The following is a 23,955-nucleotide window of genomic DNA, read 5'->3' on the forward strand; positions in this document are numbered from 1 at the left end:
GTGCATAAAATTTCCCAAGGAACGTGTTTACATACATATTGATTAACAGGAGTCAAACCATGGAAAAATTAGGTCAACAAGCAATTGTCATTGGTTCTAGTATCGGTGGCATATTAGCAGCCAGAGTATTAACAGATTATTATTCACGAGTAATTATTCTGGAACGTGATGTTTTTCCTAGTACAGCTACCCATCGTCCAGGAGTTATTCAAGGTCGTCATGCCCATGGTTTACTCTCTAAAGGTAGAGATATTATCGAAAATTTGTTTCCCGGAATCATTCAGGAATTAACAGCCATGGGAGGAATACCAGGGGATGTTGTTGATAGTAATCTTTGGTTTCTGAATGGCGGTTATTTGAAAAATCATCCAAGTCAAATGATAGGAATTTTAGTCAGTCGTCTATTACTTGAGTTCCAATTGCGTCAACGGTTATTCGCTTTACCAAATATTCAGACTATAGAAAACTGTGAAGTTCTAGGATTAATTACAAATAGCAATAAATCTCGCATTACTGGTATACGTTATATCAATCGCAGTGATGATAATTCAGAAATAATTCTCAATGGAGATTTAATCATAGATGCTAGCGGACGTAGGTCTCAAACTCCTCTATGGTTGGAGGAAATTGGTTATTCTAAAGCACCAGAAGAAAGAGTCAATATAGGTGTTAGTTATACTACCCGTATCTATGAAAGAAAACCAGAAGATTTACAAGGAAAGCTAATGATTGCCATTACTTCATGCCCACCACTATGGCGCGGTGGAGTTATGATAGCTCAAGAAAATGACCGATGGATAGTCAGTATTGGTGGTTACTTAGAAGACTATGCACCCACTGAGGAGGAAAAATTTCTCCAGTTTGCCAAATCTCTACCTAGCTCAGACATCTACGAAGTTATTAAAAATGCTCGACCCCTAAGTGAATTCCTTCGCTATAAATATCCCTACAGTCAACGTCATTACTACGAGAAACTCGAACGTTTCCCTCAAGGTTATCTCGTATTTGCGGATGCTATTTGCAGCTTTAACCCCATATATGGTCAAGGAATGACTGTAGCTGCACTAGAAGCTATTACACTCCAAAAATGTTTAGAAAATGGAACAGAAAATTTGTACCATCGTTTCTTTAAAGATACTAGTAAAATTGTAGATTGTGCTTGGAATATAGTCATGAGTAATGATATGCGTATTCCCCAAGTCGAAGGAAAAAGAAGTCTAGCTATAAGATTTATCAATTGGTATATCGCAAAATTACATATTGCTGCTCAAGAAGATTCAGAGTTAGCTTTAGCTTTTATGAAAGTAGTAAATATGGTAAATTCACCAGCAAGTATCATGCATCCCAGAATATTTTTGAAGATAATATGGGGATATATTAAATCTCGCAAAATTGCAAATTTACAACAAGATATGAGGATTATAGATTCTGAAACTTGAGATTTACAGAATTAAACTCTCAATACACAAGGTTGGATTTATTTTCTGAAACCAACCTACATGATTTTTTCTAAAAAGCTATCAATCGTAAATATTTAATTATTGAGAAATATAAATTTTCACAGACAAAATAACGTCTATAAGGGGTAAAGACAAGATACGCGCAAAATTTATCACGACGTAAAGTTTTGCAACAAATTTACTCAAAAGCCTAAATTTAACTTTTCCTCTAGTGCTGTTTGCGCGTATCTTGTCTTTACCCCTATAAATGAAATACGAAGTTTTAAACAATTTCAATGTATTATTACGACGTAATTTAGACACATCTTGACTTATCTAATAGAAAAAATCTCAAAATAGTAACGAAAATTTCTCAAAATAGATGAAGGTTAATATTATTTATGTACTATAAATCTATTACTAAATTTATCATTACAGGTTTAATATTAACAAGCTCCACCTATATTCATCCCCAGGTTTCTGCCCAAAACCCTACCAGGATTTCACAAAGCTTAAATGCAAAAACATTAATTAAAGAAGAATTATATTTTGGTTTAGCTAAACCTACAGGCAAAATGGTTTCGGAATTAGAGTGGCAATTATTTTTAGGAACTATAATTACACCTCGTTTTCCCGAAGGATTGACTGTAATTGATGCCTACGGGCATTATTTTACGAATTCTGATAACCTAGTTCGGGAAAAAACTAAAATAGTAGTTTTGATTTATAGAAACAGTAATCAACGTCAAAAAATGGTGTCAGAAATTATAACTAATTATAAACGAATATTTCATCAAGAATCTGTTTTACGAGTTACTTCTACCGTCAAAGCAGAATTTTAAAAAGTTGATTTTCTATAGCAAAGTTATCAAAATCATCAAAAATTAAAAATATTTTTTATATAAAAACTATGATTCAGACACATTCGTTATCATTTTCTGATATTCTTGCTCACTAATAATATCCAGATTACTTTCTAGACGGTCTAAAAAAACTAGTCCTTCAAAGTGGTCATATTCATGCTGAAATATTCGTGCCACAAAATCTGTGAATATTTGTTTTTGTAACTGCCCCATAGGATTAAAATATTCTACTTCTATCCATTGATAACGAGGCACAAAACCTCTCACTCCTGGGACACTTAAACAACCTTCCCATCCCTTAATTATTTCCTGGGAATGATTAACAATTCTGGGGTTAACCATTGGAGTTGGGGACATTTCCGGTGCATGAGGATAGCGGAAATTAGGACGGGAAGCAACAATTAATAAACGATAGGGTTGACCAATTTGAGGAGCAGCAATTCCGACCCCGTTAGACTCCAACATTATAGTCATTAAGTCACTAATTAACTTTTGAACAGTAGGACTAGAAATATTTTCTATAGTCTGTGCTTGCTGTCGTAAAATCGGATTACCTATCTGAATAATTGCAATTTCTTCTGTCATTTTTTTTTACAAAATACTAATTAGACTACTATTTATCTTGATTGATGACAGCAATTTTGATTTATTGAGATACAGTGTCTAATTCAAATTCCGAGGTTGAGCAATTTGTCTAAAATTGTGTCATTCACAGACCTTAAACTCGCTGTATCTCTTATCAATATAGTCAATTTTAGAATTAGTTACGTCTGGTTACAGGTAAAGCAGCAGGAGTAACAGAGATTTCTGAATTTTGTCCATTGCGTTGAATTTGAATTTTGAGGGGGACTCCAATTTTACTTTTCTCAACCAATCTCTGTACATCCTCCTTTTGGACAACCGGTTGATTATTAATTCCCTGAATCACATCACCAGCTTTCAATCCGGCAATTGCTGCTGGCGATCGCCCAATAATTTCAATCAACAAAACTCCCTTTTCTGTAGGAATATCAATCCCAATCTGATTTTTCAACTTCTCCTTAATATCTGGAGTCAGAGTCACCATTTTGACTCCCAAATAGGGATGATCCACTTTACCCTTACTAATTAATTCCTGGGCAATCCGTTGAGCAGTATTGATGGGAATCGCAAACCCCAAACCCTGCGCTCCTCGAATAATAGCTGTATTCATCCCAATCACCTCACCCCTGGTATTCAACAACGGACCCCCAGAATTCCCAGGATTGATCGCAGCATCGGTTTGAATATAATCTACTCGCTTATCAGTTGCCCCAATATCACTACTAGAACGACCTGTAGCACTCAAAATTCCAGAAGTAACAGTATTATTTAACCCTAGGGGATTACCAATCGCAATTACAGCTTCTCCCGGTTGTAGACTATCAGAATTCGCCAAACCGACTACTGGTAAATTGGTCGCATCAATTTTAATGACCGCAACATCTGTCACCTGGTCTTCACCCAAAACTCTACCCTTGAAGTTTCGCCCATCTTTGAGGGTAACAGTCACTTCATCTGCTCCATCAACTACATGGGAGTTTGTGAGAATTTGACCATTAGCATTAATGATAAACCCAGAGCCACTACCCCGTTCCTCCCGTTGTTGTGGTTGAGATTCCCCAAAAAAGCGGCGTAATAAGGGGTCAGTATCATCAGACTGTGTTACAGTCCTCTTTGAATCTATCCGTACTACCGCAGGTCCAACCTTTTGTACTACTTTAACCACGAAGTTGGGATCGCCAGATGTCGCAATAATTGGTGGAGATGTATTGACTACACTATTTGCTGGAGAGGTTTGTGCTTCCGCTTGTAGATTCGTATCTTTGCCACTGGATAAAGTATTACCAATACTAGAACAACTACTGAGGGAGGCGATCGCCACAGTACCAAAAAACATCAATACCAACTGGCTAGATAATTTAATTGGGCTAATTTTCCAACTATCAATATTTTTTACCTTATGATTATGCTTTACTACCTTCATGTGTATTTACTTCTCCGTATGAAACAGTAATGGTAGGATACTGCCTACCGAAACAGCCCAAAAAATTACAATTGTAAATCTAGAGCCTAGTCTAGAGAGTATTGGCAAAATTGGTACTTACTTATATTTTCTATTGTGACGATTAAAAGCATTGGTGGTAGATGATGGAAATTCCTATAGACAATCTCTGGAGTCAGGTACTTGAGCGTTTACAACTGGAGTTATCCCGTCCCACCTTTGAAACTTGGATCAAAACTGCCAGCGCTGAACGTTTGGAAAACAATTGTTTAATCATTCGCACACCCAACCCCTTTGCCCGTAATTGGCTACAAAAGTATTACATCAAGACTATCGCTAACGTTGTTCAAGATATCCTGGGACACCCAGTAGAAATTTATATCACAGTCAACAAAGGAGAAGAAGTTTCTCCCATCCATGAACCGGAAACATCCTGGGCATTACCAGTACAAAATAATACAGACAGCAATACGAAAAATCGGGTCAAAACAACAGACCTCAATCATAAATACGTATTTTCACGCTTTGTCGTTGGTGCTAATAATCGTATGGCACACGCAGCTGCTTTGGCAGTGGCGGAATCTCCTGGCAGAGAGTTTAACCCCCTATTTTTATGCGGTGGTGTGGGTTTAGGTAAAACCCATTTAATGCAAGCCATTGGGCATTATCGTCTAGAAATTCATGCCGATGCCAAGATATTCTACGTCTCTACAGAACAATTTACCAATGATTTAATTACGGCTATCCGTAAAGATAGTATGCAAAGCTTTCGGGAACATTACCGAGCTGCGGATGTATTACTTGTAGATGATATTCAATTTATTGAAGGCAAGGAATATACCCAAGAAGAATTTTTCCACACTTTCAATACCTTACATGAAGCTGGAAAACAAGTTGTTCTAGCTTCGGATCGTCCACCTAACCAAATACCTCGACTACAGGAAAGACTTTGCTCTCGGTTTTCCATGGGTTTAATTGCCGATATCCAAGCACCAGATTTAGAAACACGGATGGCAATTTTACAAAAAAAGGCAGAATATGAAAATATCCGTCTATCTAGAGATGTCATCGAGTATATCGCTGCGAATTATACCTCTAATATTAGGGAACTAGAAGGAGCCTTAATTCGCGCCCTAGCTTATATTTCTATCTGGGGTTTACCTATGACTGTAGAAAATATTTCTCCAGTTTTAGAGCAACCAATGGAAAAAATTGCCGCTACTCCAGAAGCAATATTATCCGTAGTTGCCGATGCTTTTGATATTTCTATTGAAGATATTAAGAGCAATTCCCGTCGTCGTGAGATTAGTTGGGCAAGACAAATCGGAATGTATTTAATGCGTCAGCACACTGATTTAAGTTTACCAAGAATTGGGGAAGAGTTCGGTGGTAAAGACCATACAACTGTAATTTACAGCTGTGAAAAAATCGCTCAACTGCGAGAAAGTGATAATAACCTAACTCAAACTCTACGTCAGTTAAGCGATCGCATTAATATGACAAGTCGCCCTCACAAGTAATCTATCCCTAAAGAATAATGCGAAATTGGGTATAAACACTTGAACATGCATAACTACAGGATAAATTAACGACTAAAAAATCAAAACACCATTCAAAATATGGTGTAGTCATGTCATGATTCGGCAACACTAAAAATTGAATTCCAGTAGTGAATTAAACTTAAAACCCAAGTTAAATTTATACCAATTTAGCAATTCAGATGAAAACAGAGGTTGAAATAATCTATACCTTGGGAAATATTCATAATCTCAAATTCCCTGCCTAAAATCATATTGCTGATATTTAAGTCTGAAATTTCAGAAAAACTGCTGATTTCCAAAAATAACCACATATTAACTTGAGTATAAAAAAACCTTAATAATATTTTTACCTGTGGAAAATCTGTGGAAAATCTGTGGAAAACTGAGCAAATCTCTGTGGAAAACTTCCCCTGGATAGTGGAAAACTTCTTTGAGTCTTAACACCCTGTGGAAAAACCCCCTTGCTTTTCCACAAGTTTTCCACAGGCGAAAACCTTTGAAAGCTTTATTCAGGAACAATTCACAGAAGTTTTCCACAGTTTCCACAACTACTACTACTACTAAATAAATAATTATTCTTTTATTAGTAGTAGTTAAGCTGTGAATTGATTACGGAACAGCTTGTGATACTCAGAAGGAATATCCCTCAGTACTTAACTGCCAATTTTCTCAAATAAAAATTCCTGTCATCGACTTTTGAGAGTATGTGGGAATTGCCAAAGTGGAGAGGACATGAAATAATCATCAAGCACTGAATACTGAGATAGTTCTGCCCTCTATTTTCTACAACCATCCCGTAACTGCAATTACTTTGGCAGTGATTTTATCGGCATGACTATTTTCACCGGACAGGTGATAATATATCCAACACACAGGCTCAACCTGACCATGAAGCTAGTTTGCACTCAAAGTGACCTTAGTACGAATCTTTCCTTAACTAATCGAGCTGTCCCTTCGCGCCCGACTCATCCTGTACTAGCTAATGTTTTACTACAAGCAGATGCTGAAACCAATCAGGTAAGTCTCACGGCTTTTGATTTAAGTTTAGGTATTCGTACCAGCTTTACTGCGGAGGTTTGGCAAAGTGGGGCGATCGCCATGCCTGCCAAGCTCCTCAATGACATAGTTTCCCGTCTGCCAGAAGGGGAAATAACCCTTGATGACGAGGCTTCCACAGCATCGGATAACCTATCCGCAACAGAGGGAATTCTTGTGACTCTCACCCCAGTCAGTGGATGCTACCAAGTGCGTGCTATGGGTGCAGAAGAATTTCCTGAGCTACCAACCATCGATAGCTCCCAAGCAATTCAACTCAGTGCCATGGCGATAATTGAGGGATTACGTGGTACATTACTGGCAACTAGCGCTGATGAAACAAAGCAAGTTCTGACAGGAGTTCATTTGACTGTCAAACCAGATGTCTTAGAATTTGCTGCCACCGATGGACATCGTTTAGCGGTGGTAGAAACAACCAATGAAACCCCAGATGTGATTGACAATCAGATAGAAGTTACAATTCCTGCTAGAGCGCTTAGGGAACTAGAAAAAATGCTGACAACTAGTTCTGCCTCCGCAGAAATTGTGACTGTAGCCCTAGAACAGGGGCAAATAGTCTTTTCCTGGCAGCATCAACGTCTTACCAGTCGTACCCTAGAAGGGCAGTACCCTAACTATAGGCAACTCATACCCCACCAGTTCCAACGAGAATTGACCCTGGATAGAAGGCAATTTGTCAGTGCATTGGAGCGTATAGCTGTTTTGGCTGACCAGAAAAATAACATCGTCAAAGTCAGTATTGATGCAGCTAGCCAGGAAATTACCTTGTCTGTTGAATCTCAAGATATTGGTAGTGGTAGGGAATCAATACCTGCACAAATTTCTGGTGAGAATATTGACATTGCCTTTAACATCAAATACCTCATGGAAGGCTTAAAAGCCCTTCCAGCTACAGAAATCCTCATGCAATTGAATCAAGCCTTAACCCCAGTCATTTTTACCCCCCTAGGAGAAACAAAAATGACATACTTGGCAATGCCTGTCCAACTGCGAAATTAATCATTACTCCCAGCAGCTGTTACTCCTCAACTACTACAACTAAATCTTCAATCATGACATCTAAGGCACGCGCCATTTTCCGAATTGAAGTGTAATCAACCATTGCTAAACCAGGAGCTCTAGCATAGGCTCTCACAGAACTGTAAGCCACTCCAGAATGGTCTGCTACATCCTTGAGTGTCCAGCCTTTCTCGTCCGCAAACTCTCGAATTCTTAACTTAATCAGTCCCATCTTTAAGATTTATTGACGATTGATGAGAATCTATCGTTTAAATGCTGTATTATATATAATACTCTAAAAAACGATCGCCCCCCGGACTGGAAAACTGAAGGGCAATCGCATCCGTATTCAACCAATCCCTGAATCTGGACTTATTTCATCTACAAATCCAAGGATTTGTCTACTATGTTATCATTACCCAAGCCAAAAGCATTTGTCATCCGTGAATCAAAAATTGTTCATCGGTCGCCTCGGATTCATCCCATGGCAAGATTCGTAACAGAAGATGCTGTTTGCTTGATGTTTGATATCAAGTATGAGGATATTTATGTAGTAGAGTGTTGGCGATATGTGGTTTATGTTCACGCTAAAGGTGTGAGTAAATTTGTCAGTTATGCTGACTTTCCTCCTATCCTGGGTGTGCAACTACCGACTAGAGCAGAGATGGTCAAATGGCGGCGACGGTGGCGCAAACAACACCACAGTTTTTATCGGAATTTAGCGCCCAAGTGGTGGGTAGATTTCTTAATTAAAGAAATGCATCAAGCCAATTCTCGATTTGAATTGCACCATTGGCAAAGTTTATTAGGTGCAATTCAGTTTGCCTTCGCTGAGGATAGCTTGAGAGAATTACAACAGGTATTAGTTTGTGGGTAAGAATCAATTAGCTATTCCACTTGTTTCCTGGCTCTCTCTGCTCTTGCTTCCGCAGAATTCATGACTTCCTCAAAATTCTCCAGGAATTCTCCAGGGAAATTTTCTAGCAGTCTAGTAGATAGGGCGACACGATTTTTGCCCTCATCCAAGTCAAGGATGATAGCTTTAATAACTTGATTAGGTTGAAAGACTTTTTCTAGATTCTCGATGAATTTCTGGCTAATTTGTTTGATGTGTAATAAAGCGCTAATACCTTCAACATCAACAAATACACCAAAAGGTCGAATACCTGTAATTTTACCCTCTACCAACTGACCGACTTCAAGGGTGTTAAAGTTAGCAGAACGGCTAGCTAGACGTTGGGAGAGGATAAGTTTGTTATTGCTGCGATCTATCTCTAGAAAACCAGCAGTGAGAGTTTGACCTTTGAGTGATTCGAGGTTATCGCGTTCTGTGAGGTGCGATCGCGGGATAAAACCCCGTAAACCCTGAACATTAACGGTAATACCGCCCTTGTTGACGCCCATGACACGGACATCGATTGCTTGGGATTTTTCCTGCAACTGTGTCAGTTTTGTCCAAATATGGTTAATTTCTAATTGTCGTCTAGAGACTGTAACTTGACCATCCGCATCCTGTTCACGGATAATTACAAACTCTAACTCTTCGTTTAGGGGTAATACCTCTGCCAAATTAGTAAAACTTCTCAAAGTCGCTTCATCGCGGGGGATAAAAGCAGATGATTTACCACCGATGTCAACATAAGCACCATCTGGCTCTAGTTGAAAAATCTTCCCGTGAACAATTTGTCCTTTCTGGAATTGGTAATCATGGGTTTCCAGAGCTTTGGCAAAATCGTCCATGGTGAACGCTGAATTAGCTGTTTGAGAAATTTTGGCTTCTGAATTCATGACTTTTGCAAATAAATTGTAATATTGCCAATGCCTAATCAAGATTCTGTATGAGCAGAAATTAAGTCATTGGCTACTAGGGGATAAAGTCGCAAACAATTGCTTAACTTGCTCCCAGGCATCCATCGCGGCATTAGGATTATAGCTAGAGCGATGGTCACAGAAAAATCCATGGTCAGCTCCATCGTAGCGGAATACGCGATGGGGAATGTTGTATTTTTCTAACTCTGCTTGCATTTTTTCGATTTCTGCTAAGGAAATACTCGTATCATTATTTCCAAAAAAAGTATAAATTGTTCCAGATATGTTTGATGTTAAAGTGATGCTGGCAGCACCGCCTCCAGGGGTACTAGTAGTAATTCTTGCACCGTAAAAGGAAGCTGTTGCTTGAATGTCAGTCAGGGTAGCGGCTAAGTAAGCAACGTGACCACCAAAGCAAAAACCGATACAACCGAAAGGAGATTTTTTCACCTCTGGTAAGGTCTTCAAGTAGTTAATTGCAGCTTGAATATCGCCCAGTAGCTGAGGTGCTGTAGTTTGCTCCCAAGCATATTGTCTACCAATAGTCACATCTGCTGGGGTATAACCCGTTGCAAAACCAGGCGCTTGGCGCTGAAATAGAGCAGGGGCGATCGCCACATAGCCTTCACGGGCAATTTTATTAGTGACTTCTTGAATGTGAGCATTCACACCGAAAATTTCCTGTAATACCACTACACCTGGATAAATCCCAGGTGCTTGAGGTTTTGCTAAATAGGCATCAATTACCACATCTGTCTGGGAAATTTTAACTATTGCTGTATCGATTGCTTGCTCTGCCATAATAGTTTTTACCAGTATTATGTGACAATTCTATATACCCATGTCAATGGCTCAAAACTATTTACTATCCAACTATCAATTATTTCCACTTCCCCTATGGCAAAGCCCTACAACACAAATCCTATGTATAAATAAAATATTCTACAAGTAGCAATCACAGCTGGTTATAAATATCTGCACCTAGGAGATTTGGTGATGATTCAGTTCCGTATTCAGCCAGACAGTGAAATACCCGCATCTACCCAGCTGTTTAATCAGATTCGGTTTGCGATCGCTTCTCGGCAATATCCACCCGGTTACAAATTACCGAGTACCAGAGCATTAGCTATGCAAACTGGATTACATCGGAATACTATTAGCAAGGTTTACCGCCAACTAGAAGATGATGGCTTGGTAGAAAGTTTGGCTGGTTCTGGCATTTATGTTCGCGCCCAGGGACATGAAGGGGGTAGTAGATTACAATCTCCAATTCTCAAAGAACATCCCGATGCGTATAAAATAGTACAACAGGCTTTAGACGAACTGCTTTCTCAAGGTTGCTCCTTAAGTGAAGCCAGGGAATTATTTTTAGCAGAGATAGACTGGCGACTACGTTGTAGTGCGAGGGTATTGGTGGCTGTTCCCGCAACGGATATTGGTGCTGGGGAATTAATGGTTTATGAATTGGAAGAATCCTTGAAAATTCCCATCCAGCTTGTAGCGATGGAGGAACTGACTAGTATTTTGGATAAAACCACCTCTGCCACGGTTGTTACAAGTCGTTACTTTATTGGTGATGTGGAGGCGATCGCCGCACCAAAAGCAGTACGAGTTATTCCCTTGGATATCTACGACTATGCTAAGGAGTTTAATCAAGTTAAGAATCTCGTCAAAGAAAGTTGTATTGGGATAGTGAGTTTGAGTTCAGGGATTTTACGTGCTGCGGAAGTGATTCTCCACGGCTTGCGAGGAGATGAATTGCTTGTCATGACATCTCAACCCAAGGACTCCTATAAGCTGCAAGCCATGATAAAAAGGGCGCAGGTTATCTTTGCCGATCAGGCAAGTCACCCCCATGTTCATGCCGCAGTACAAGCTGCTCAGGAGGATTTAATTCGTCCACCTAAGCTGATTCGTTGCGATAATTATATTGGCACTAAGTCGATAAATTTACTCAAACGAGAACTTGGCTTGGGATAAAAGTTAGGGGTGTGGGATTTTCATTATTGAAAAATTCTCCCATCTCCTATTTCTGTCAATCCTGTAAATTTTTCAAAGAGTTGATTGGCAGTAAATTTCAGTCTTTTCTGAATTACAAAAATTTTCCTAACGTCTGTAAATACGTTGCTTCATCTTCTAACATAGGAAAATGACCTGTTTGAGGAATAACTTGGAACTCAATCATCTGATTTAAAGCTGCTGCTTCCTTACCCAAACTGACAGGAATTATTTTGTCAAATTCCCCAGAAATCATCAAAGTGGGTAGAGCTAATTGAGCAAACTTTTGAGGTAATAATTCTGCTTGTTCTTGACTTACACAAGCAAACATTGTCCCTAAAGCAGCATGATAATCTGCTAATAAAAAATCTTCTAAAAAAGCACGCCTTTCTTCGGGAATAATGGCACGATGTAGAAATCTTGCCATAAAAATCCTATCCAAAAATGGTAGTTTTAGCAGCCATGGAGGGCGAAATTTCACAACATAGCCACCGAACCTGTAGAAAGCAGCAAAAGCTTTTTCATCATAGGTAAAAATGCCTCCACAGGTGAGAATTAATTTCTCTACTCTCTGTTGATGCTGACTCACAAACAGAGTAGCAATGGAAGTACCCATGGAATGGGCATGAATATAAACACGCTCCAGCCTTAGCATATCTAATAATATGGCTAAATCTTGGACGTAGCTTGTTAATTCATAACCTAAATTAGCCGTGGGATGCACCCCAGAACGTCCAAAACCCCGTAAATCGTAAAGCAAACAGTCAAATTTATCTACTAAAGCTGTTGCTGTGCTTTGCCAATAACGACTTGAACCACCCCAACCATGAATAAACACCATTATCGGTTTATTTCCCGAAAGTGATTCTCCCAACCATTCATAATAATGTTCAACGCCACGTATAGAAATGTATGGCATTTTTTAGAGTTTATGATGCCTGATGGGGAGATACTATCATACCCAGACTAACAAACAAAACCCAATAAATAACTAATGACTGTTTAAGCGGATTCCGGTTTGGGTAAAGAGGAAGGATGCATAATTAGTTCCGCAGTAGAACGCTTCTCTACCATTTCCCTTGTCACCGTACAACGACTTACGTCTTTGCGAGATGGTAATTCATACATCACATCTAGCATTAACTCTTCAACAATACCACGTAACGCTCTAGCTCCTGTTTTACGTCGGTATGCCTCTTGGGCGATCGCCCTCAGAGCATCTCCTTTAAAATCTAATTGGACATTGTCCATGGTCAAGAGTTTTTGATATTGTTTCACTAAGGCACTACGAGGTTGGGTAAGAATTGCCATCAGTGCTTCTTCATCTAACGGATCTAAAACTGCTACCATCGGCACCCGTCCAATAAACTCAGGAATCATTCCAAATTTTACCAAATCCCCTGGTTCCAAATAGCGAATTGCATCTGCAGCTCGTTTTTCCTTAGTGTGTCCTTCACCTGGCTGTACAAAACCTATTGACTTTTTGCCAATTCTCTGGTCTACAACCTTTTCCAAACCAACAAAAGCACCACCACAAATAAACAGAATGTTACTCGTATCTATTTGGATGCAATCTTGATAGGGATGTTTTCGTCCACCTTGGGGAGGAACGTTTGCCACTGTTCCTTCAAGCATCTTCAATAATGCTTGCTGCACACCTTCCCCAGAGACATCACGGGTGATTGAGGGATTTTCACTCTTGCGAGCAATTTTATCAATTTCGTCAATATAAATAATACCCCGTTGAGCTTCTTCTACATCCAAATCGGCTACTTGTAATAACCGTAGGAGGATATTTTCCACATCCTCTCCCACATAACCAGCTTCGGTGAGAGTTGTGGCATCAGCAACAGCAAAGGGAACATCCAATATTTTCGCTAGAGTTTGGGCTAGAAGTGTCTTACCACAACCCGTAGGTCCAATTAAGAGGATATTTGATTTCTGGAGTTCTACAGCGTCATCTCCACCATTTTTACTACCCTTAGATTGGATAAGGGAGAGACGTTTATAGTGGTTATAAACTGCCACGGAAAGGACTTTTTTCGCCTCGTCCTGACCAATTACGTGTTCATCTAAATACTTCTTAATCTCCCTTGGCTTGGGGATTTGACTAAAGGAAAGTTCACTAGAACGAACACGACGTTTCTGAGGAGGTTCTGCTTTAGGTGTTGGTTGGGTAACACCGGCGGTACTGTTACTGTCCAGAAGTTCCTCATCCAGAATTTCATTGCACAAGTCAACGCATTCATCGCAGATGTAGACTCCCGGTCCAGCGATTAGCTTACGCACCTGCTCTTGAGACTTGCCACAAAACGAACATTTCAAATGGGAGTCATACTTAGACATAGCAGCCTCTTATTTCAGAATGGTGACGTTTTCCCCTGCTGTGGGAAGGTTTTGCCTGGTGATGACCTGATCGATCAATCCATAGTTTTTTGCTTCTTCAGCCGACATAAAAAAGTCACGATCAGTGTCGGTTTCGATTTTTTCTAGAGGTTGACCAGTGTGCTGGGAGAGCAACTGATTCAACTGGGCTTTAATATAAAGAATTTCCTTTGCCTGAATTTCTATGTCTATTGCTTGACCTTGGGCACCACCTAGGGGTTGGTGGATCATGATTCGTGAGTCTGGCAGAGACATGCGCTTACCTGCGGTGCCTGCGGCTAACAAAAATGCCCCCATGCTAGCTGCTAATCCGAAACAGATAGTTACAACATCAGGGCGAATTTGCTGTATTGTATCATATATTGCCATACCTGCGTAGACTGAGCCACCAGGGGAGTTGATATAGATTTGAATGTCCTTTTCCGAATCTTCAGCATCGAGGAAAAGTAGTTGGGCAACAATGGTGTTAGCGACTGCATCGTCTATGGGTGTGCCCAAAAAGATAATCCGCTCTCGCAGTAAGCGAGAATAGATATCAAAAGCTCTTTCTCCCATACCTGATTGCTCTACCACCATGGGAACGATGTTGTTGGGGTGGTTTTGGGAATGACTGAGGAAAGGACTCAGACTATTGATGGGGTTAAATCCCGACTGCGATACAAGCATATTTAATGTTGGACTGTCGAAAGAATAAACATGGCACAGCTATTGCTGTTTATGCTAGCGAAGAAAATTGCATCTTGGGTATGTGATAACCATTATGCCCTATCTAGATTCTGATCGTGTAAACGGAGTATGTAGATAACTAGGTGATGACGGGCACATTCTAGCGAAGATTTACAAAAGGAGAGAATCAGTAGCAAACATAAAGATTTGCTCAACTACAACTGCCTGAAGATTATATGGGCTATGTGGGAGAAATTACAGGGCGATCGCCTCTAAAAAAACAAAATAAATAAAATATTTGGGGAGGTGGGGAATGATTGAGTCTTATTACCTCATTCGGTGACATTAATTACCTATCCCCAATTCCCCTAGACTTACTCTTCTGTATTCGCCTCTGGTTCAGACTCTTCTGCTGCTTCTGGTGCGGTTTCCTTGGCTAGACTACCTTCTGGTACTAGTTCCACCGTAGAATTTTCGAGGAGCCAATCAATAATTTTCTCGGTTAATAGCTCGTTTTCTACCACATCCTGGAGTTTTTCGGTATCAATTTCTTCCTCGGAATATTGTTCCATCAACTCTTGAACTCTTTGGGTAGTTTCCTCTGCTGTGACAGCGATAGACTCCCGTGTACCAATTTCCCGCAAAGCTAGCGATCGCTTTAATCTCTCAATTGCTTCATCCCGCGATCGCGCTCTTAATTGAGGAATCACGTCCTGGGTAAACAATTTTCTCACATCTAAACCTTGTTGAGATAGACGAATTGCTGTTTGTGTAAGCATCGCGTCTACTTCTTGCTCAATCATTGTCTCCGGTAAATCTACCTCAACTTTTTGGAGCAAAGCATTTAATAAAGCTTCTTGCTTATTACCCTTAGTTTTATCTGCTGCTTCTTTCTGGAAACGCTCCTCTAAGGAACTGCGTAATTCTGCTAATGTCTCGTACTCACTCACTTCTTGAGCAAAATCATCATTCAACTCAGGTAATTCTTTTTCTTTTAATTCCTTGAGAGTAATTGTGAAAACTGCTGGTTTTCCTGCTAACTCTTCACTGGGATAGGGATCGGGAAACTGTGCTGTCACTTCCTTCGTTTCCCCAGAATTCATCCCAACTATCCCAGAGACAAACCCAGGAATAAATTTATCTTCCTGTAACTCAACCTGAAAATCTGTACCCTCTCCCCCTGGAATTGGTTCAGCTTCTCCCTCTTCCCCTTCACCTGGCGGAATCACACCCTTAAAATCGACTACAGCAACATCTCCCAATTGTGCTGCACGTCCTTCCACAGGAATCAATGTTCCCATCTGTTGACGCTCTTGATCTAATACCTCATCTACCTTTGCTGCGTCGTAGGGGACTTCCTCAGCTTGGACTTGTAAGCCAGTGTACTCAACGACCTTCACCTCTGGAGGAATATCTACCGCAGCAGAAATTACTAGGGGTTTTCCAGGCTCATAATTACTGATTAAATCCTCAAAAGAAGAGCGTAATCTGGGTTGACCGATCGCCGGAATATCTTCTTGCTTTACTGCATTTTCAATCCCATTTTGGATTAATTCTTCCAATGCCGCAGCTTTGATGCGTGTCATTCCCATATGCTGCAAAAGAATTTGTCTAGGTACCTTCCCTTTACGAAACCCAGGAATGTTAGCAGAGCGAGATAAATTCTGAATTACCTGCTCATAGGTTTGCTTGGTCATTTCCGGTGTAATCTCTATTTCCAGACCAATTTGACTGGCGGGAAGTTTTTCCTGGGTAACTTTCATGCTACGTCTCGATGAATTTTGCTATTTTGCCTACAAGTACACAAGATGCCGTAGTTCCACTTCTGGACAGAAGCCAAGCTGGCATCTAGCTAAATTGATGTTTAGTAGTTCACTCGGGAAGAAATCCCTGAGGTTTTCACTACCCTCTGGATGGGTGCTGGTGAACAGGTATCCAGTTTACTGCCTAGGGTCAAGCTCTGGACACCTAGAATATAAAGTTAGTTTGAGCTATTGGACTTCTCAAACTGATATTTCACACAGAAATAACTAGCTGCGTGATATCCTGGTTCTCAAGCAGTAAAGCAGTATGATATTGGTTAATTGAATCCGAAGTACCAAACTGCTCCCATAATCCAGCAGCTTTGACCTACTGCTCCTACTTGTAGAGGTTTTCTCTAACTTTTGAGCTAAACCAGCTCGAATCCTTTTGAATCATAGTACATCCCTTGTCTATATCAACCTAATTCTGTTAAACTCTCCTGCCATCTCCTAGTAAATCAGGAGTATTATGTAGTTATAGTAGTGAAAGGAGAAAAATATACCCTAGAATTTATGACAGAAGGAAGCCTAAGAGTTAACAGAAGCAGTTCTCATTACCTCAACTAGTCAAACTCAAATCACCAAAACTTTTTCCATTACTCTGACGTAAATTAGCAAAAAATCAGAGGAATAGAATTATCTGAATGTTGATAAATTAAAACAACTCTGAAAATTTTTCCCTGAATATTGTTTCAATTGCAGATAATTGTTGTATTATAATGTTTGTGTATATATATTTTATTTCTTAAACTTAACTAAACAAAAATTTGGCTCAAATTAAGGAGAGGGAGCTTCAAGCCACGAAAACATTGAGAAAAAATTATTATTATCAATAATACTTTCAATAAATTTAAAAATATTGATTATTTATCATATTAAGAATTCTTGGTTTATGGGTAAGTGAGCTATTTTTCTCAACATTGACAATTAGGGATAAAAACTTAATTCACTTGTAGTTTATTTAAGGAGGAAGTCAATTTGTCTAAATCCTATAGAGTCGCCGTTTTAGGAGCAACTGGTGCTGTCGGTTACGAACTTCTAGAGTTATTAGCCAGCCGCAATTTCCCCATAGCGGATTTAAAATTGCTAGCATCGGAACGGAGTGCAGGGCAGAAAATCTCTTTTCGAGGAGAGAACTTACTGGTAGAAGCTGTTAGCGAGCAATCTCTAGAAAACATAGATATCGTCCTTGCTAGTGCTGGTGGTTCAACTTCTAAGAGATGGGCACCAAAGGCAGTCGAAAAAGGTGCAGTAGTCATCGATAACTCTAGTGCCTTCCGAATGTATCCTGATGTACCTTTAGTTGTCCCAGAGGTAAATCCGGAAGCAGCAGCTAGCCATAGGGGAATTATTGCCAATCCCAACTGTACAACAATTTTGATGGCTGTTGCGATTTACCCTCTCCATCGAGTTCAACCCATCCAAAGAATTGTTGCTGCTACCTATCAATCTGCTAGTGGTGCAGGCGCTAAAGCCATGGCAGAAGTACAAAATCAAGCAGCAGAAATTCTTGCCGGAAAAGAACCAACATCAGAAATATTTCCCTATCCCTTAGCCTTTAACCTATTCCCTCACAATACACCGATTAACGATCAAGGGTACTGTGAAGAAGAAATGAAAATGGTGAATGAGACAAGGAAAATTTTTGCCGATCAGAATATCAGAATTACTGCCACCTGCGTACGGGTTCCAGTTTTGCGCGCCCATTCTGAAGCTATTAATTTGGAATTTTCTACTCCATTTAGCCCCGATAAAGCTAGAGAAATTATTAGTCAAGCTCCAGGAGTTAAGTTAGTGGAAGATTGGCACAATAATTATTTCCCAATGCCGAAAGAAGCAACAGGTAAAGATGAAGTTTTAGTCGGAAGAATTCGCCAAGATATTTCTCATCCTTGTGGCTTAGAATTGTGGTTATGTGGTGACCAAATTCGTAAAGGTGCGGCATTGAATGCTATACAAATTGCAGAATTGTTAGTAGAAAGAAGTTTACTCAATCCCCAGCTAGCATCTCTAGGCAATCTGTAAGTAATTTAGTTATTTGTTTTGGAAAACTAACAATAACTCAGACTCTTGACAAATAGCCAAGGTACGAATGCCCCCTTGAAAGGAATTCGCAAATAGGTTATGACATTATAGAGAGCCACCAAGTAATAAAAAATCAGGATAGATTAATCAGGAGTGAAATAAAGGGTGGTAGATTTTGGTAGAGTTTTAACTGCGATGATTACGCCGTTTCAGGAAGACGGCAGTGTGAATTATGACGTAGCTGCGAAGTTAGCGTTACACTTGGTAGAGAACGGTACAGATACGTTAGTTGTCTGTGGGACAACTGGGGAATCACCAACTCTCAGTTGGGAAGAAGAATACCAATTGTTCTCTACCGTTTTGGAGACAGTAGGTGATAAAGCTTTAGTGATGGCAGGATGTGGCTCCAATTCTACAAAAGAAGCGATCGCTGCCACTCAAAAAGCCGCTAAAATAGGCGTACATGGTGTTTTACAAGTAGTTCCGTATTACAATAAGCCACCTCAAGCTGGATTATTTCAACATTTCCAGGCGATCGCCCAAGCTTCTGATGGTATGCCCTTGCTGCTATACAATATACCAGGTCGAACTGGTCAAAACCTTAGCCCTGAAACAGTTGCTAGGTTAGCGGAGATTCAAAACATCATTGGCATTAAAGAAGCAAGTGGAAATTTGGATCAAGTCAGTGAAATTCGGCGTTTGACACCACAGGAATTTCAAATATATTCTGGCGATGATTCCCTAACTTTACCAATGTTAGCGGTTGGTGCTAAGGGAGTAGTCAGTGTAGCTTCTCATCTAGTGGGTAATCAACTTCAACAGATGATCCAAGCATTTGATTCTGGAAATATTCAATTAGCAAAGGCAATCCACCTGAAATTATTTCCCCTATTCAAAACCTTATTTATCACTACCAATCCGATTCCAGTCAAGGAAGCACTCAAAATTCAAGGGTGGCAAGTAGGTTCTACCCGTCCCCCACTTTGTGATCATGACAGTACCATCAGTCAGAAGTTACAAGTAGTGCTTCAACAAATAGCAGAACCATAGCTACTGTCAAGAGTAAATTTTCATTGGCTGAGTTTCTGGAACACAAAAAGTGTTATGCGTAATTTTTACCAGGTTATTATTGAGACTTTTGTGTTACGACAGAAAAATTGAACAAACAAAAAAACAGACTAAAAACTTTAGTGATTAATTCTGTGTAGACTGTATTTATTGCTCAATTACCAATTAAATTATATTGCTTGTTAACGGACTTAAATAGACAAGTACTATCAGTTGTTTGTTTCAAAAATACCTAAATATTTACTTTATTAAACTACAAAACAAACTCAGGAGAAAATGGCTAAAAACGAAATAGAATCTACCCTAAAAATTATTCCCTTGGGCGGTTTACATGAAATTGGGAAGAATACTTGTGTATTTGAATATGAAGATGAAATCATCCTCTTAGATGCAGGGTTGGCATTTCCTACAGATGGGATGCACGGAGTCAACATTGTTTTACCAGACATGACCTATGTGCGAGAAAATCGCCATAAAATTAAAGGGATGATTGTCACCCACGGTCATGAAGACCACATTGGGGGAATTGCTTTTCACCTCAAACAATTTGAAATTCCTGTAATTTATGGACCACGTCTAGCGATGGCAATGCTAGAAGGAAAATTAGAAGAAGCAGGAGTGCGCGATCGCACAGAACTCAGAACAGTGTCTCCCCGTGATGTCGTTCGTATCGGTCAACATTTCTTTGTCGAGTACATTCGTAATACTCACTCAATCGCTGATAGTTTCACAGTGGCAATTCATACACCCCTGGGTGTGGTGATTCATACAGGAGACTTTAAATTTGACCACACACCAGTAGATGGTGAGAAATTTGATATCCAGCGTTTAGCAGAACATGGAGAAAAAGGAGTCCTGTGTCTTCTCAGTGATTCGACAAATTCTGAAGTACCAGGTTTTACCCCTTCCGAGCGTTCTGTTTACCCCAACCTCGACCGTGTTTTTTCCCAAACAGAGGGTAGACTATTTGTTACGACCTTCGCCTCTAGTGTTCACCGGATTAATATGGTGCTGCAATTGGCAGAAAAACACCATCGCACGGTTTCTGTAGTTGGGCGCTCAATGTTAAATTTAATTGCCCATGCTCGTAATCTTGGTTACATTAAGTGTCGAGATGAGCTACTTCAACCCCTAAATGCCATCCGGAATTTGCCAGACGAAAAGGTCATAATTCTAACTACTGGCTCCCAGGGTGAAACAATGGCAGCGATGACACGTATTGCCAATAAAGAACATCCCCATATTCGGATTCGTCCAGGTGACACTGTTGTCTTTTCCGCTAACCCCATTCCTGGTAACACCATTGCTGTAGTCAATACTATTGATAAGTTGATGATGCAGGGGGCAAATGTAGTATATGGTCGAGATAAGGGAGTTCACGTTTCGGGACATGGTTGTCAAGAAGACCAAAAGTTAATGATTGCCTTGACACGTCCAAAGTTCTTTGTACCAGTTCATGGCGAACATCGGATGTTAGTGAAACACTCCCAGACTGCTCAAAGCATGGGAATTTCACCAGATAATATGGTACTTATCAACAACGGTGACATTGTAGAGTTGACAGAAAATTCCCTGCGCGTGGGTGGAAAAGTCCCATCTGGTTTAGAACTTGTTGATACATCAAGTTCGGGAATGGTAAGCGCTAAGGTCTTACAGGAACGGCAAAAAATGGCATCAGAAGGAATTGTTACCATTGCTGCCGCAATTGATTGGCATGGTAAATTATTAGCCAAACCAGAAATTCACCTACGGGGTGTGGTTACTAGTATTGAGCGGAGTCTGTTACAAAAATGGGTACAGCAAAGAATTGAAGAAATCCTTAGTGTTCGTTGGTCTGATTTTGCACCTCAATCCTTTGAAGGTGGACAACCAGACATTGATTGGGGTGGATTGCAGGTAGTCTTAGAACGGGAACTGATGCGTTCTTTGAAACGAGAGTTACAATGTCAACCAACTGTAACATTACTAATGCAAATTCCCGATCAACCCCCTGTACAAGTTGGTGATGGCAGAAGAAGAAGAACTCGTACAGCTGCTCAAGTGGCATCCTAGAAAATTGTGTAGAAAATAATTTGCACAAACTTTATTGGGCTTGCTAAATTTAGCTTCCAGATAAAATTTTTCAGGTTATTTTCGCACCATCCTTAACTTTTGAAAATCAAATAATAATCATAGGGGTTTGCAATAGTAAGCCCCTATCTTTATGAGCCAATCCACCAGTAAGCTATTAACAAGGTGATGAAAGTTAAGGGAAAGCCGAAACCGAGGTGAGTAGCAAAAGCAAGTTTGTATCCCAAATCATTGGCAGCTTCAGCAACTATTAAATTAGCTACGGAACCGAATATAGTAAGATTGACAGCAAGGGTTGAACTGACTGTTAACAGTAGCCAAGACTGAGTATTCCCATCAGGGATCAATGGTTGCAATCAGAGAATTGCAGGGACATTAGAAATTAGATTGGACAAAATGGCTGTGATCCCCAACAAACTTGCAGGGGTATTGATACTTTGGGTGAATGGTTGCAATCAATGCAATTTTTCAGTCACCCTTGCCAAGATAAATGAACCAAAAAACATTAATCAGAGATTCCAATCAACTTTTTTGAGAATACGTTGGGGTTTGATAGGACGGGTAATAAGTAAGAAACTGGCTACAAATAGTGCAGATTCTGCTAAGGGAAAACCTGTGGTAAAGGTAATTATTAATCCAGTCGTAATCGCCAAACTTTTATATAGTAAGGGTTTGAAGAGATGTTGCTATGGAAAAAAACATGCCTGACAGGGTTGCGTAGAACAGACATCAGGGTATAGAATCCATAGCAGGGTAACCTGAATAATTAAGCCTACTCAGGCTACAAGTGTGAAAGTCCGGGCAAAATCTAGGTAGGAGATACCAGACAAGGAACCAATTAAGATATTTTGCGGATTGGCGCTCAGGGTTGCCACAGAACCAATGTTTGTAGCTGCGGCGATCGCCAGCAAGTAAGGTACGAGATTTAAATTCAAAGTTTGAGTCCAGCTCAGGGTCAGTGGTGTAAAAATCAGCGCTAAGGTATCATTTAGAAAGAAGGCAGAAAGGATGCCACTAGCCCCAGTTAAAGCTATTAGTAAACCGAAAGGACTGCGAGTTACGCTCAATAGTATTGTTAAAGCCTGCGAGAAAAACCCTGCATAGGCTAAGTTGGCATTGATAACCATCATGCTCAGTAGAAACACAATGGTCGTCTGGTCAATTGCTTGCCATGCTGTTTTTAGATTCAACACACCAAAAGCAATTAAACATGCTGACCCCACCAACGCAATAGTGGCACGTTCATCCGTAAATTGGGGAGATAACCTAGTGCTAATCCTAGGTGAGTCAAACCCAACATGCTATACACAGCAATATTGACCACAATCACACCACAATCACAGTTTTTATCACCACTTGTGGGAACGCTAGCTTAAACTCAGCGTCTACTGCAAGGGGAAAAACCACCTATTGAACTGCTAATCTGAAAACTTTCCCCAAATTTTCCTGAAAGTGTTAAAGTATATCTGTCTATAGATGGATGACTTTATTGAAATTTTAAGTATGTCAAGTTATGAACAAAATAGCTTGATTACACTACCAGAGATGGAAAAATTGCGGTTAACTTGACCTATGAGTCAGTAGATTTAGATGCCAGTGGTTCGGTAATCATTAACAAAGCATCTTAGTCAAAGTTAGATTCTTCCGGGAAACGTTGTTATGAGCCTGTAGATTTTCAGCAGGCAGTTCAATACCCTCCAGCAAAAACGAGGAGTGAACCATGAAGGTATTTCACAATACCAAGCACAGAATTTTTCTCACCAGTTGGGTATCTATCAATTCCACCGAAGTTAGTGAAACTCAGATTACCCAACCTCGGCAGCAAAGATTTCGTTTTGATATTCTCCAACCTTTGCGACAGAAAATAGACAGCGTGCAGGTTAGCGATCGCCAACTTGCTCACCGTCTTTGCCAAGTAATTCCTGCTCAATGTCCTTTTGAGCGTGATGTGAAGTTATTTGGTAAAACCTTATTTCACATTCCACCTATGTGCAAACTTAATCCTTTGTATGAGGAAGTGGTAGGTTTACGATTTCGAGCATTGTGCTATCTTGCCGATGAATGTGGCGAAGATGTGACGATGTATTGTTAAATTCCTGAGATTGGTAAAACTTTTCTGTTTATCTGTCCATGGTAAATAGTCAAAAATCTCAAAAACCTTGATTTTTGACTGCTAACTATGAGACTGATAACAGAAGCCATGGAAAAGGG

19 protein-coding genes and 1 pseudogene are annotated in these 23,955 nt (G+C 40.0%); 10 read left to right on the forward strand and 10 right to left on the reverse strand.

The features are described from left to right. The first annotated feature begins 59 nt into the window (after positions 1–59). Together IJ00_RS11555 and IJ00_RS11560 are read left to right on the forward strand one after the other, a co-directional pair. Positions 60–1,439: an NAD(P)/FAD-dependent oxidoreductase gene (locus IJ00_RS11555; RefSeq protein WP_035153178.1), complete on the forward strand. Its 1,380-nt coding sequence runs from the start codon at positions 60–62 to the stop codon at positions 1,437–1,439. A 401-nt stretch (positions 1,440–1,840) separates the two neighbouring features. Continuing rightward, entirely contained in the window at positions 1,841–2,281 is a 441-nt protein-coding gene (locus IJ00_RS11560) for a DUF3574 domain-containing protein (protein ID WP_035153181.1), read from the forward strand. 66 nt (positions 2,282–2,347) lie between these two features. Here the strand turns inward: IJ00_RS11560 and def are convergent, their stop codons facing one another. Together def and IJ00_RS11570 are read right to left on the reverse strand one after the other, a co-directional pair. Continuing rightward, positions 2,348–2,887 carry a peptide deformylase gene (gene def, locus IJ00_RS11565; RefSeq protein WP_035153183.1) on the reverse strand — a complete coding sequence of 180 codons (540 nt, stop codon included), beginning with the start codon at positions 2,885–2,887 and terminating at the stop codon, positions 2,348–2,350. Between the two features lie 175 nt (positions 2,888–3,062). After that, positions 3,063–4,307, reverse strand: a complete 1,245-nt coding sequence (locus tag IJ00_RS11570; RefSeq protein WP_035153186.1) for an HhoA/HhoB/HtrA family serine endopeptidase — start codon at positions 4,305–4,307, stop codon at positions 3,063–3,065. Positions 4,308–4,471: 164 nt separating this feature from the next. Here IJ00_RS11570 and dnaA point away from each other — a divergent pair, with 164 nt between their 5' ends. Both dnaA and dnaN read left to right on the forward strand, forming a co-directional pair. Further along, positions 4,472–5,845, forward strand: coding sequence for a chromosomal replication initiator protein DnaA (dnaA, locus tag IJ00_RS11575; protein ID WP_035153188.1), 1,374 nt, complete (start codon positions 4,472–4,474; stop codon positions 5,843–5,845). 909 nt (positions 5,846–6,754) lie between these two features. Beyond that, entirely contained in the window at positions 6,755–7,921 is a 1,167-nt protein-coding gene (gene dnaN, locus IJ00_RS11580; protein ID WP_035153192.1) for a DNA polymerase III subunit beta, read from the forward strand. A gap of 19 nt (positions 7,922–7,940) precedes the next feature. Here the strand turns inward: dnaN and IJ00_RS11585 are convergent, their stop codons facing one another. Next, a complete protein-coding gene (locus IJ00_RS11585) occupies positions 7,941–8,153 on the reverse strand; it encodes a helix-turn-helix domain-containing protein (RefSeq protein WP_035153193.1) in 213 nt (70 codons plus the stop codon). A 174-nt stretch (positions 8,154–8,327) separates the two neighbouring features. Here IJ00_RS11585 and IJ00_RS11590 point away from each other — a divergent pair, with 174 nt between their 5' ends. Continuing rightward, the gene (locus IJ00_RS11590) at positions 8,328–8,798 is read left to right on the forward strand and encodes a hypothetical protein (RefSeq protein ID WP_035153195.1); all 471 of its coding nucleotides are present in this window, start codon (positions 8,328–8,330) and stop codon (positions 8,796–8,798) included. Between the two features lie 11 nt (positions 8,799–8,809). Here the strand turns inward: IJ00_RS11590 and IJ00_RS11595 are convergent, their stop codons facing one another. Next, positions 8,810–9,709 carry a S1 RNA-binding domain-containing protein gene (locus IJ00_RS11595; protein WP_035153198.1) on the reverse strand — a complete coding sequence of 300 codons (900 nt, stop codon included), beginning with the start codon at positions 9,707–9,709 and terminating at the stop codon, positions 8,810–8,812. A 66-nt stretch (positions 9,710–9,775) separates the two neighbouring features. After that, positions 9,776–10,531 (reverse strand): dienelactone hydrolase family protein, encoded by a 756-nt coding sequence (locus IJ00_RS11600; RefSeq protein WP_035153200.1) that lies wholly within the window; start codon positions 10,529–10,531, stop codon positions 9,776–9,778. A gap of 195 nt (positions 10,532–10,726) precedes the next feature. Here IJ00_RS11600 and IJ00_RS11605 point away from each other — a divergent pair, with 195 nt between their 5' ends. Next, positions 10,727–11,710 (forward strand): GntR family transcriptional regulator, encoded by a 984-nt coding sequence (locus IJ00_RS11605; RefSeq protein WP_035153202.1) that lies wholly within the window; start codon positions 10,727–10,729, stop codon positions 11,708–11,710. A 112-nt stretch (positions 11,711–11,822) separates the two neighbouring features. Here IJ00_RS11605 and IJ00_RS11610 read toward each other — a convergent pair whose 3' ends face one another. From IJ00_RS11610 to tig, 4 genes are all read right to left on the reverse strand, one after another. After that, on the reverse strand, positions 11,823–12,647 hold the full coding sequence (locus IJ00_RS11610) for an alpha/beta fold hydrolase (RefSeq protein ID WP_035153205.1): 825 nt from the start codon (positions 12,645–12,647) through the stop codon (positions 11,823–11,825). 83 nt (positions 12,648–12,730) lie between these two features. Beyond that, positions 12,731–14,074: an ATP-dependent protease ATP-binding subunit ClpX gene (gene clpX, locus IJ00_RS11615; protein ID WP_035153207.1), complete on the reverse strand. Its 1,344-nt coding sequence runs from the start codon at positions 14,072–14,074 to the stop codon at positions 12,731–12,733. Between the two features lie 9 nt (positions 14,075–14,083). Then, positions 14,084–14,779 carry an ATP-dependent Clp endopeptidase proteolytic subunit ClpP gene (gene clpP / locus IJ00_RS11620; RefSeq protein ID WP_035153208.1) on the reverse strand — a complete coding sequence of 232 codons (696 nt, stop codon included), beginning with the start codon at positions 14,777–14,779 and terminating at the stop codon, positions 14,084–14,086. Between the two features lie 374 nt (positions 14,780–15,153). Further along, complete coding sequence (gene tig, locus IJ00_RS11625; protein ID WP_035153209.1) at positions 15,154–16,542, reverse strand: trigger factor; 1,389 nt, start codon at positions 16,540–16,542, stop codon at positions 15,154–15,156. Between the two features lie 1,017 nt (positions 16,543–17,559). Here tig and IJ00_RS11630 point away from each other — a divergent pair. The 3 genes from IJ00_RS11630 to IJ00_RS11640 all read left to right on the forward strand — a co-directional run bounded on the left by IJ00_RS11630 (position 17,560) and on the right by IJ00_RS11640 (position 21,726). Next, a complete protein-coding gene (locus IJ00_RS11630; RefSeq protein ID WP_035153211.1) occupies positions 17,560–18,606 on the forward strand; it encodes an aspartate-semialdehyde dehydrogenase in 1,047 nt (348 codons plus the stop codon). A 165-nt stretch (positions 18,607–18,771) separates the two neighbouring features. Further along, the gene (gene dapA, locus IJ00_RS11635) at positions 18,772–19,656 is read left to right on the forward strand and encodes a 4-hydroxy-tetrahydrodipicolinate synthase (RefSeq protein WP_035153212.1); all 885 of its coding nucleotides are present in this window, start codon (positions 18,772–18,774) and stop codon (positions 19,654–19,656) included. 294 nt (positions 19,657–19,950) lie between these two features. Continuing rightward, positions 19,951–21,726, forward strand: a complete 1,776-nt coding sequence (locus tag IJ00_RS11640) for a ribonuclease J (RefSeq protein ID WP_035153215.1) — start codon at positions 19,951–19,953, stop codon at positions 21,724–21,726. Between the two features lie 149 nt (positions 21,727–21,875). On the opposite strand, the pseudogene IJ00_RS11645 reads toward IJ00_RS11640, so the two are convergent. Continuing rightward, positions 21,876–23,044, reverse strand: a pseudogene (locus IJ00_RS11645) (anion transporter). A 420-nt stretch (positions 23,045–23,464) separates the two neighbouring features. Between IJ00_RS11645 and IJ00_RS11650 the strand changes: the two are divergent. After that, complete coding sequence (locus IJ00_RS11650) at positions 23,465–23,836, forward strand: Mo-dependent nitrogenase C-terminal domain-containing protein (protein WP_035153217.1); 372 nt, start codon at positions 23,465–23,467, stop codon at positions 23,834–23,836. Positions 23,837–23,955: the final 119 nt, after the last annotated feature.

It is taken from the genome of Calothrix sp. 336/3 (assembly GCF_000734895.2).
In the GTDB taxonomy this organism is placed as follows: domain Bacteria; phylum Cyanobacteriota; class Cyanobacteriia; order Cyanobacteriales; family Nostocaceae; genus 336-3.

Excerpts from the sequence above, each read along its gene's own strand:
- IJ00_RS11585 (WP_035153193.1), bottom strand. The coding sequence starts at position 8,153 with ATGGGACTGATTAAGTTAAGAATTCGAGAGTTTGCGGACGAGAAAGGC.
- IJ00_RS11650 (WP_035153217.1), top strand. The coding sequence starts at position 23,465 with ATGAAGGTATTTCACAATACCAAGCACAGAATTTTTCTCACCAGTTGG.
- IJ00_RS11590 (WP_035153195.1), top strand. The coding sequence starts at position 8,328 with ATGTTATCATTACCCAAGCCAAAAGCATTTGTCATCCGTGAATCAAAA.
- IJ00_RS11600 (WP_035153200.1), bottom strand. The coding sequence starts at position 10,531 with ATGGCAGAGCAAGCAATCGATACAGCAATAGTTAAAATTTCCCAGACA.
- def (WP_035153183.1), bottom strand. The coding sequence starts at position 2,887 with ATGACAGAAGAAATTGCAATTATTCAGATAGGTAATCCGATTTTACGA.
- clpP (WP_035153208.1), bottom strand. The coding sequence starts at position 14,779 with ATGCTTGTATCGCAGTCGGGATTTAACCCCATCAATAGTCTGAGTCCT.
- IJ00_RS11610 (WP_035153205.1), bottom strand. The coding sequence starts at position 12,647 with ATGCCATACATTTCTATACGTGGCGTTGAACATTATTATGAATGGTTG.
- IJ00_RS11640 (WP_035153215.1), top strand. The coding sequence starts at position 19,951 with ATGGCTAAAAACGAAATAGAATCTACCCTAAAAATTATTCCCTTGGGC.
- tig (WP_035153209.1), bottom strand. The coding sequence starts at position 16,542 with ATGAAAGTTACCCAGGAAAAACTTCCCGCCAGTCAAATTGGTCTGGAA.
- dnaA (WP_035153188.1), top strand. The coding sequence starts at position 4,472 with ATGGAAATTCCTATAGACAATCTCTGGAGTCAGGTACTTGAGCGTTTA.
- IJ00_RS11605 (WP_035153202.1), top strand. The coding sequence starts at position 10,727 with ATGATTCAGTTCCGTATTCAGCCAGACAGTGAAATACCCGCATCTACC.
- IJ00_RS11555 (WP_035153178.1), top strand. The coding sequence starts at position 60 with ATGGAAAAATTAGGTCAACAAGCAATTGTCATTGGTTCTAGTATCGGT.
- IJ00_RS11570 (WP_035153186.1), bottom strand. The coding sequence starts at position 4,307 with ATGAAGGTAGTAAAGCATAATCATAAGGTAAAAAATATTGATAGTTGG.
- clpX (WP_035153207.1), bottom strand. The coding sequence starts at position 14,074 with ATGTCTAAGTATGACTCCCATTTGAAATGTTCGTTTTGTGGCAAGTCT.
- IJ00_RS11595 (WP_035153198.1), bottom strand. The coding sequence starts at position 9,709 with ATGAATTCAGAAGCCAAAATTTCTCAAACAGCTAATTCAGCGTTCACC.
- dnaN (WP_035153192.1), top strand. The coding sequence starts at position 6,755 with ATGAAGCTAGTTTGCACTCAAAGTGACCTTAGTACGAATCTTTCCTTA.
- IJ00_RS11560 (WP_035153181.1), top strand. The coding sequence starts at position 1,841 with ATGTACTATAAATCTATTACTAAATTTATCATTACAGGTTTAATATTA.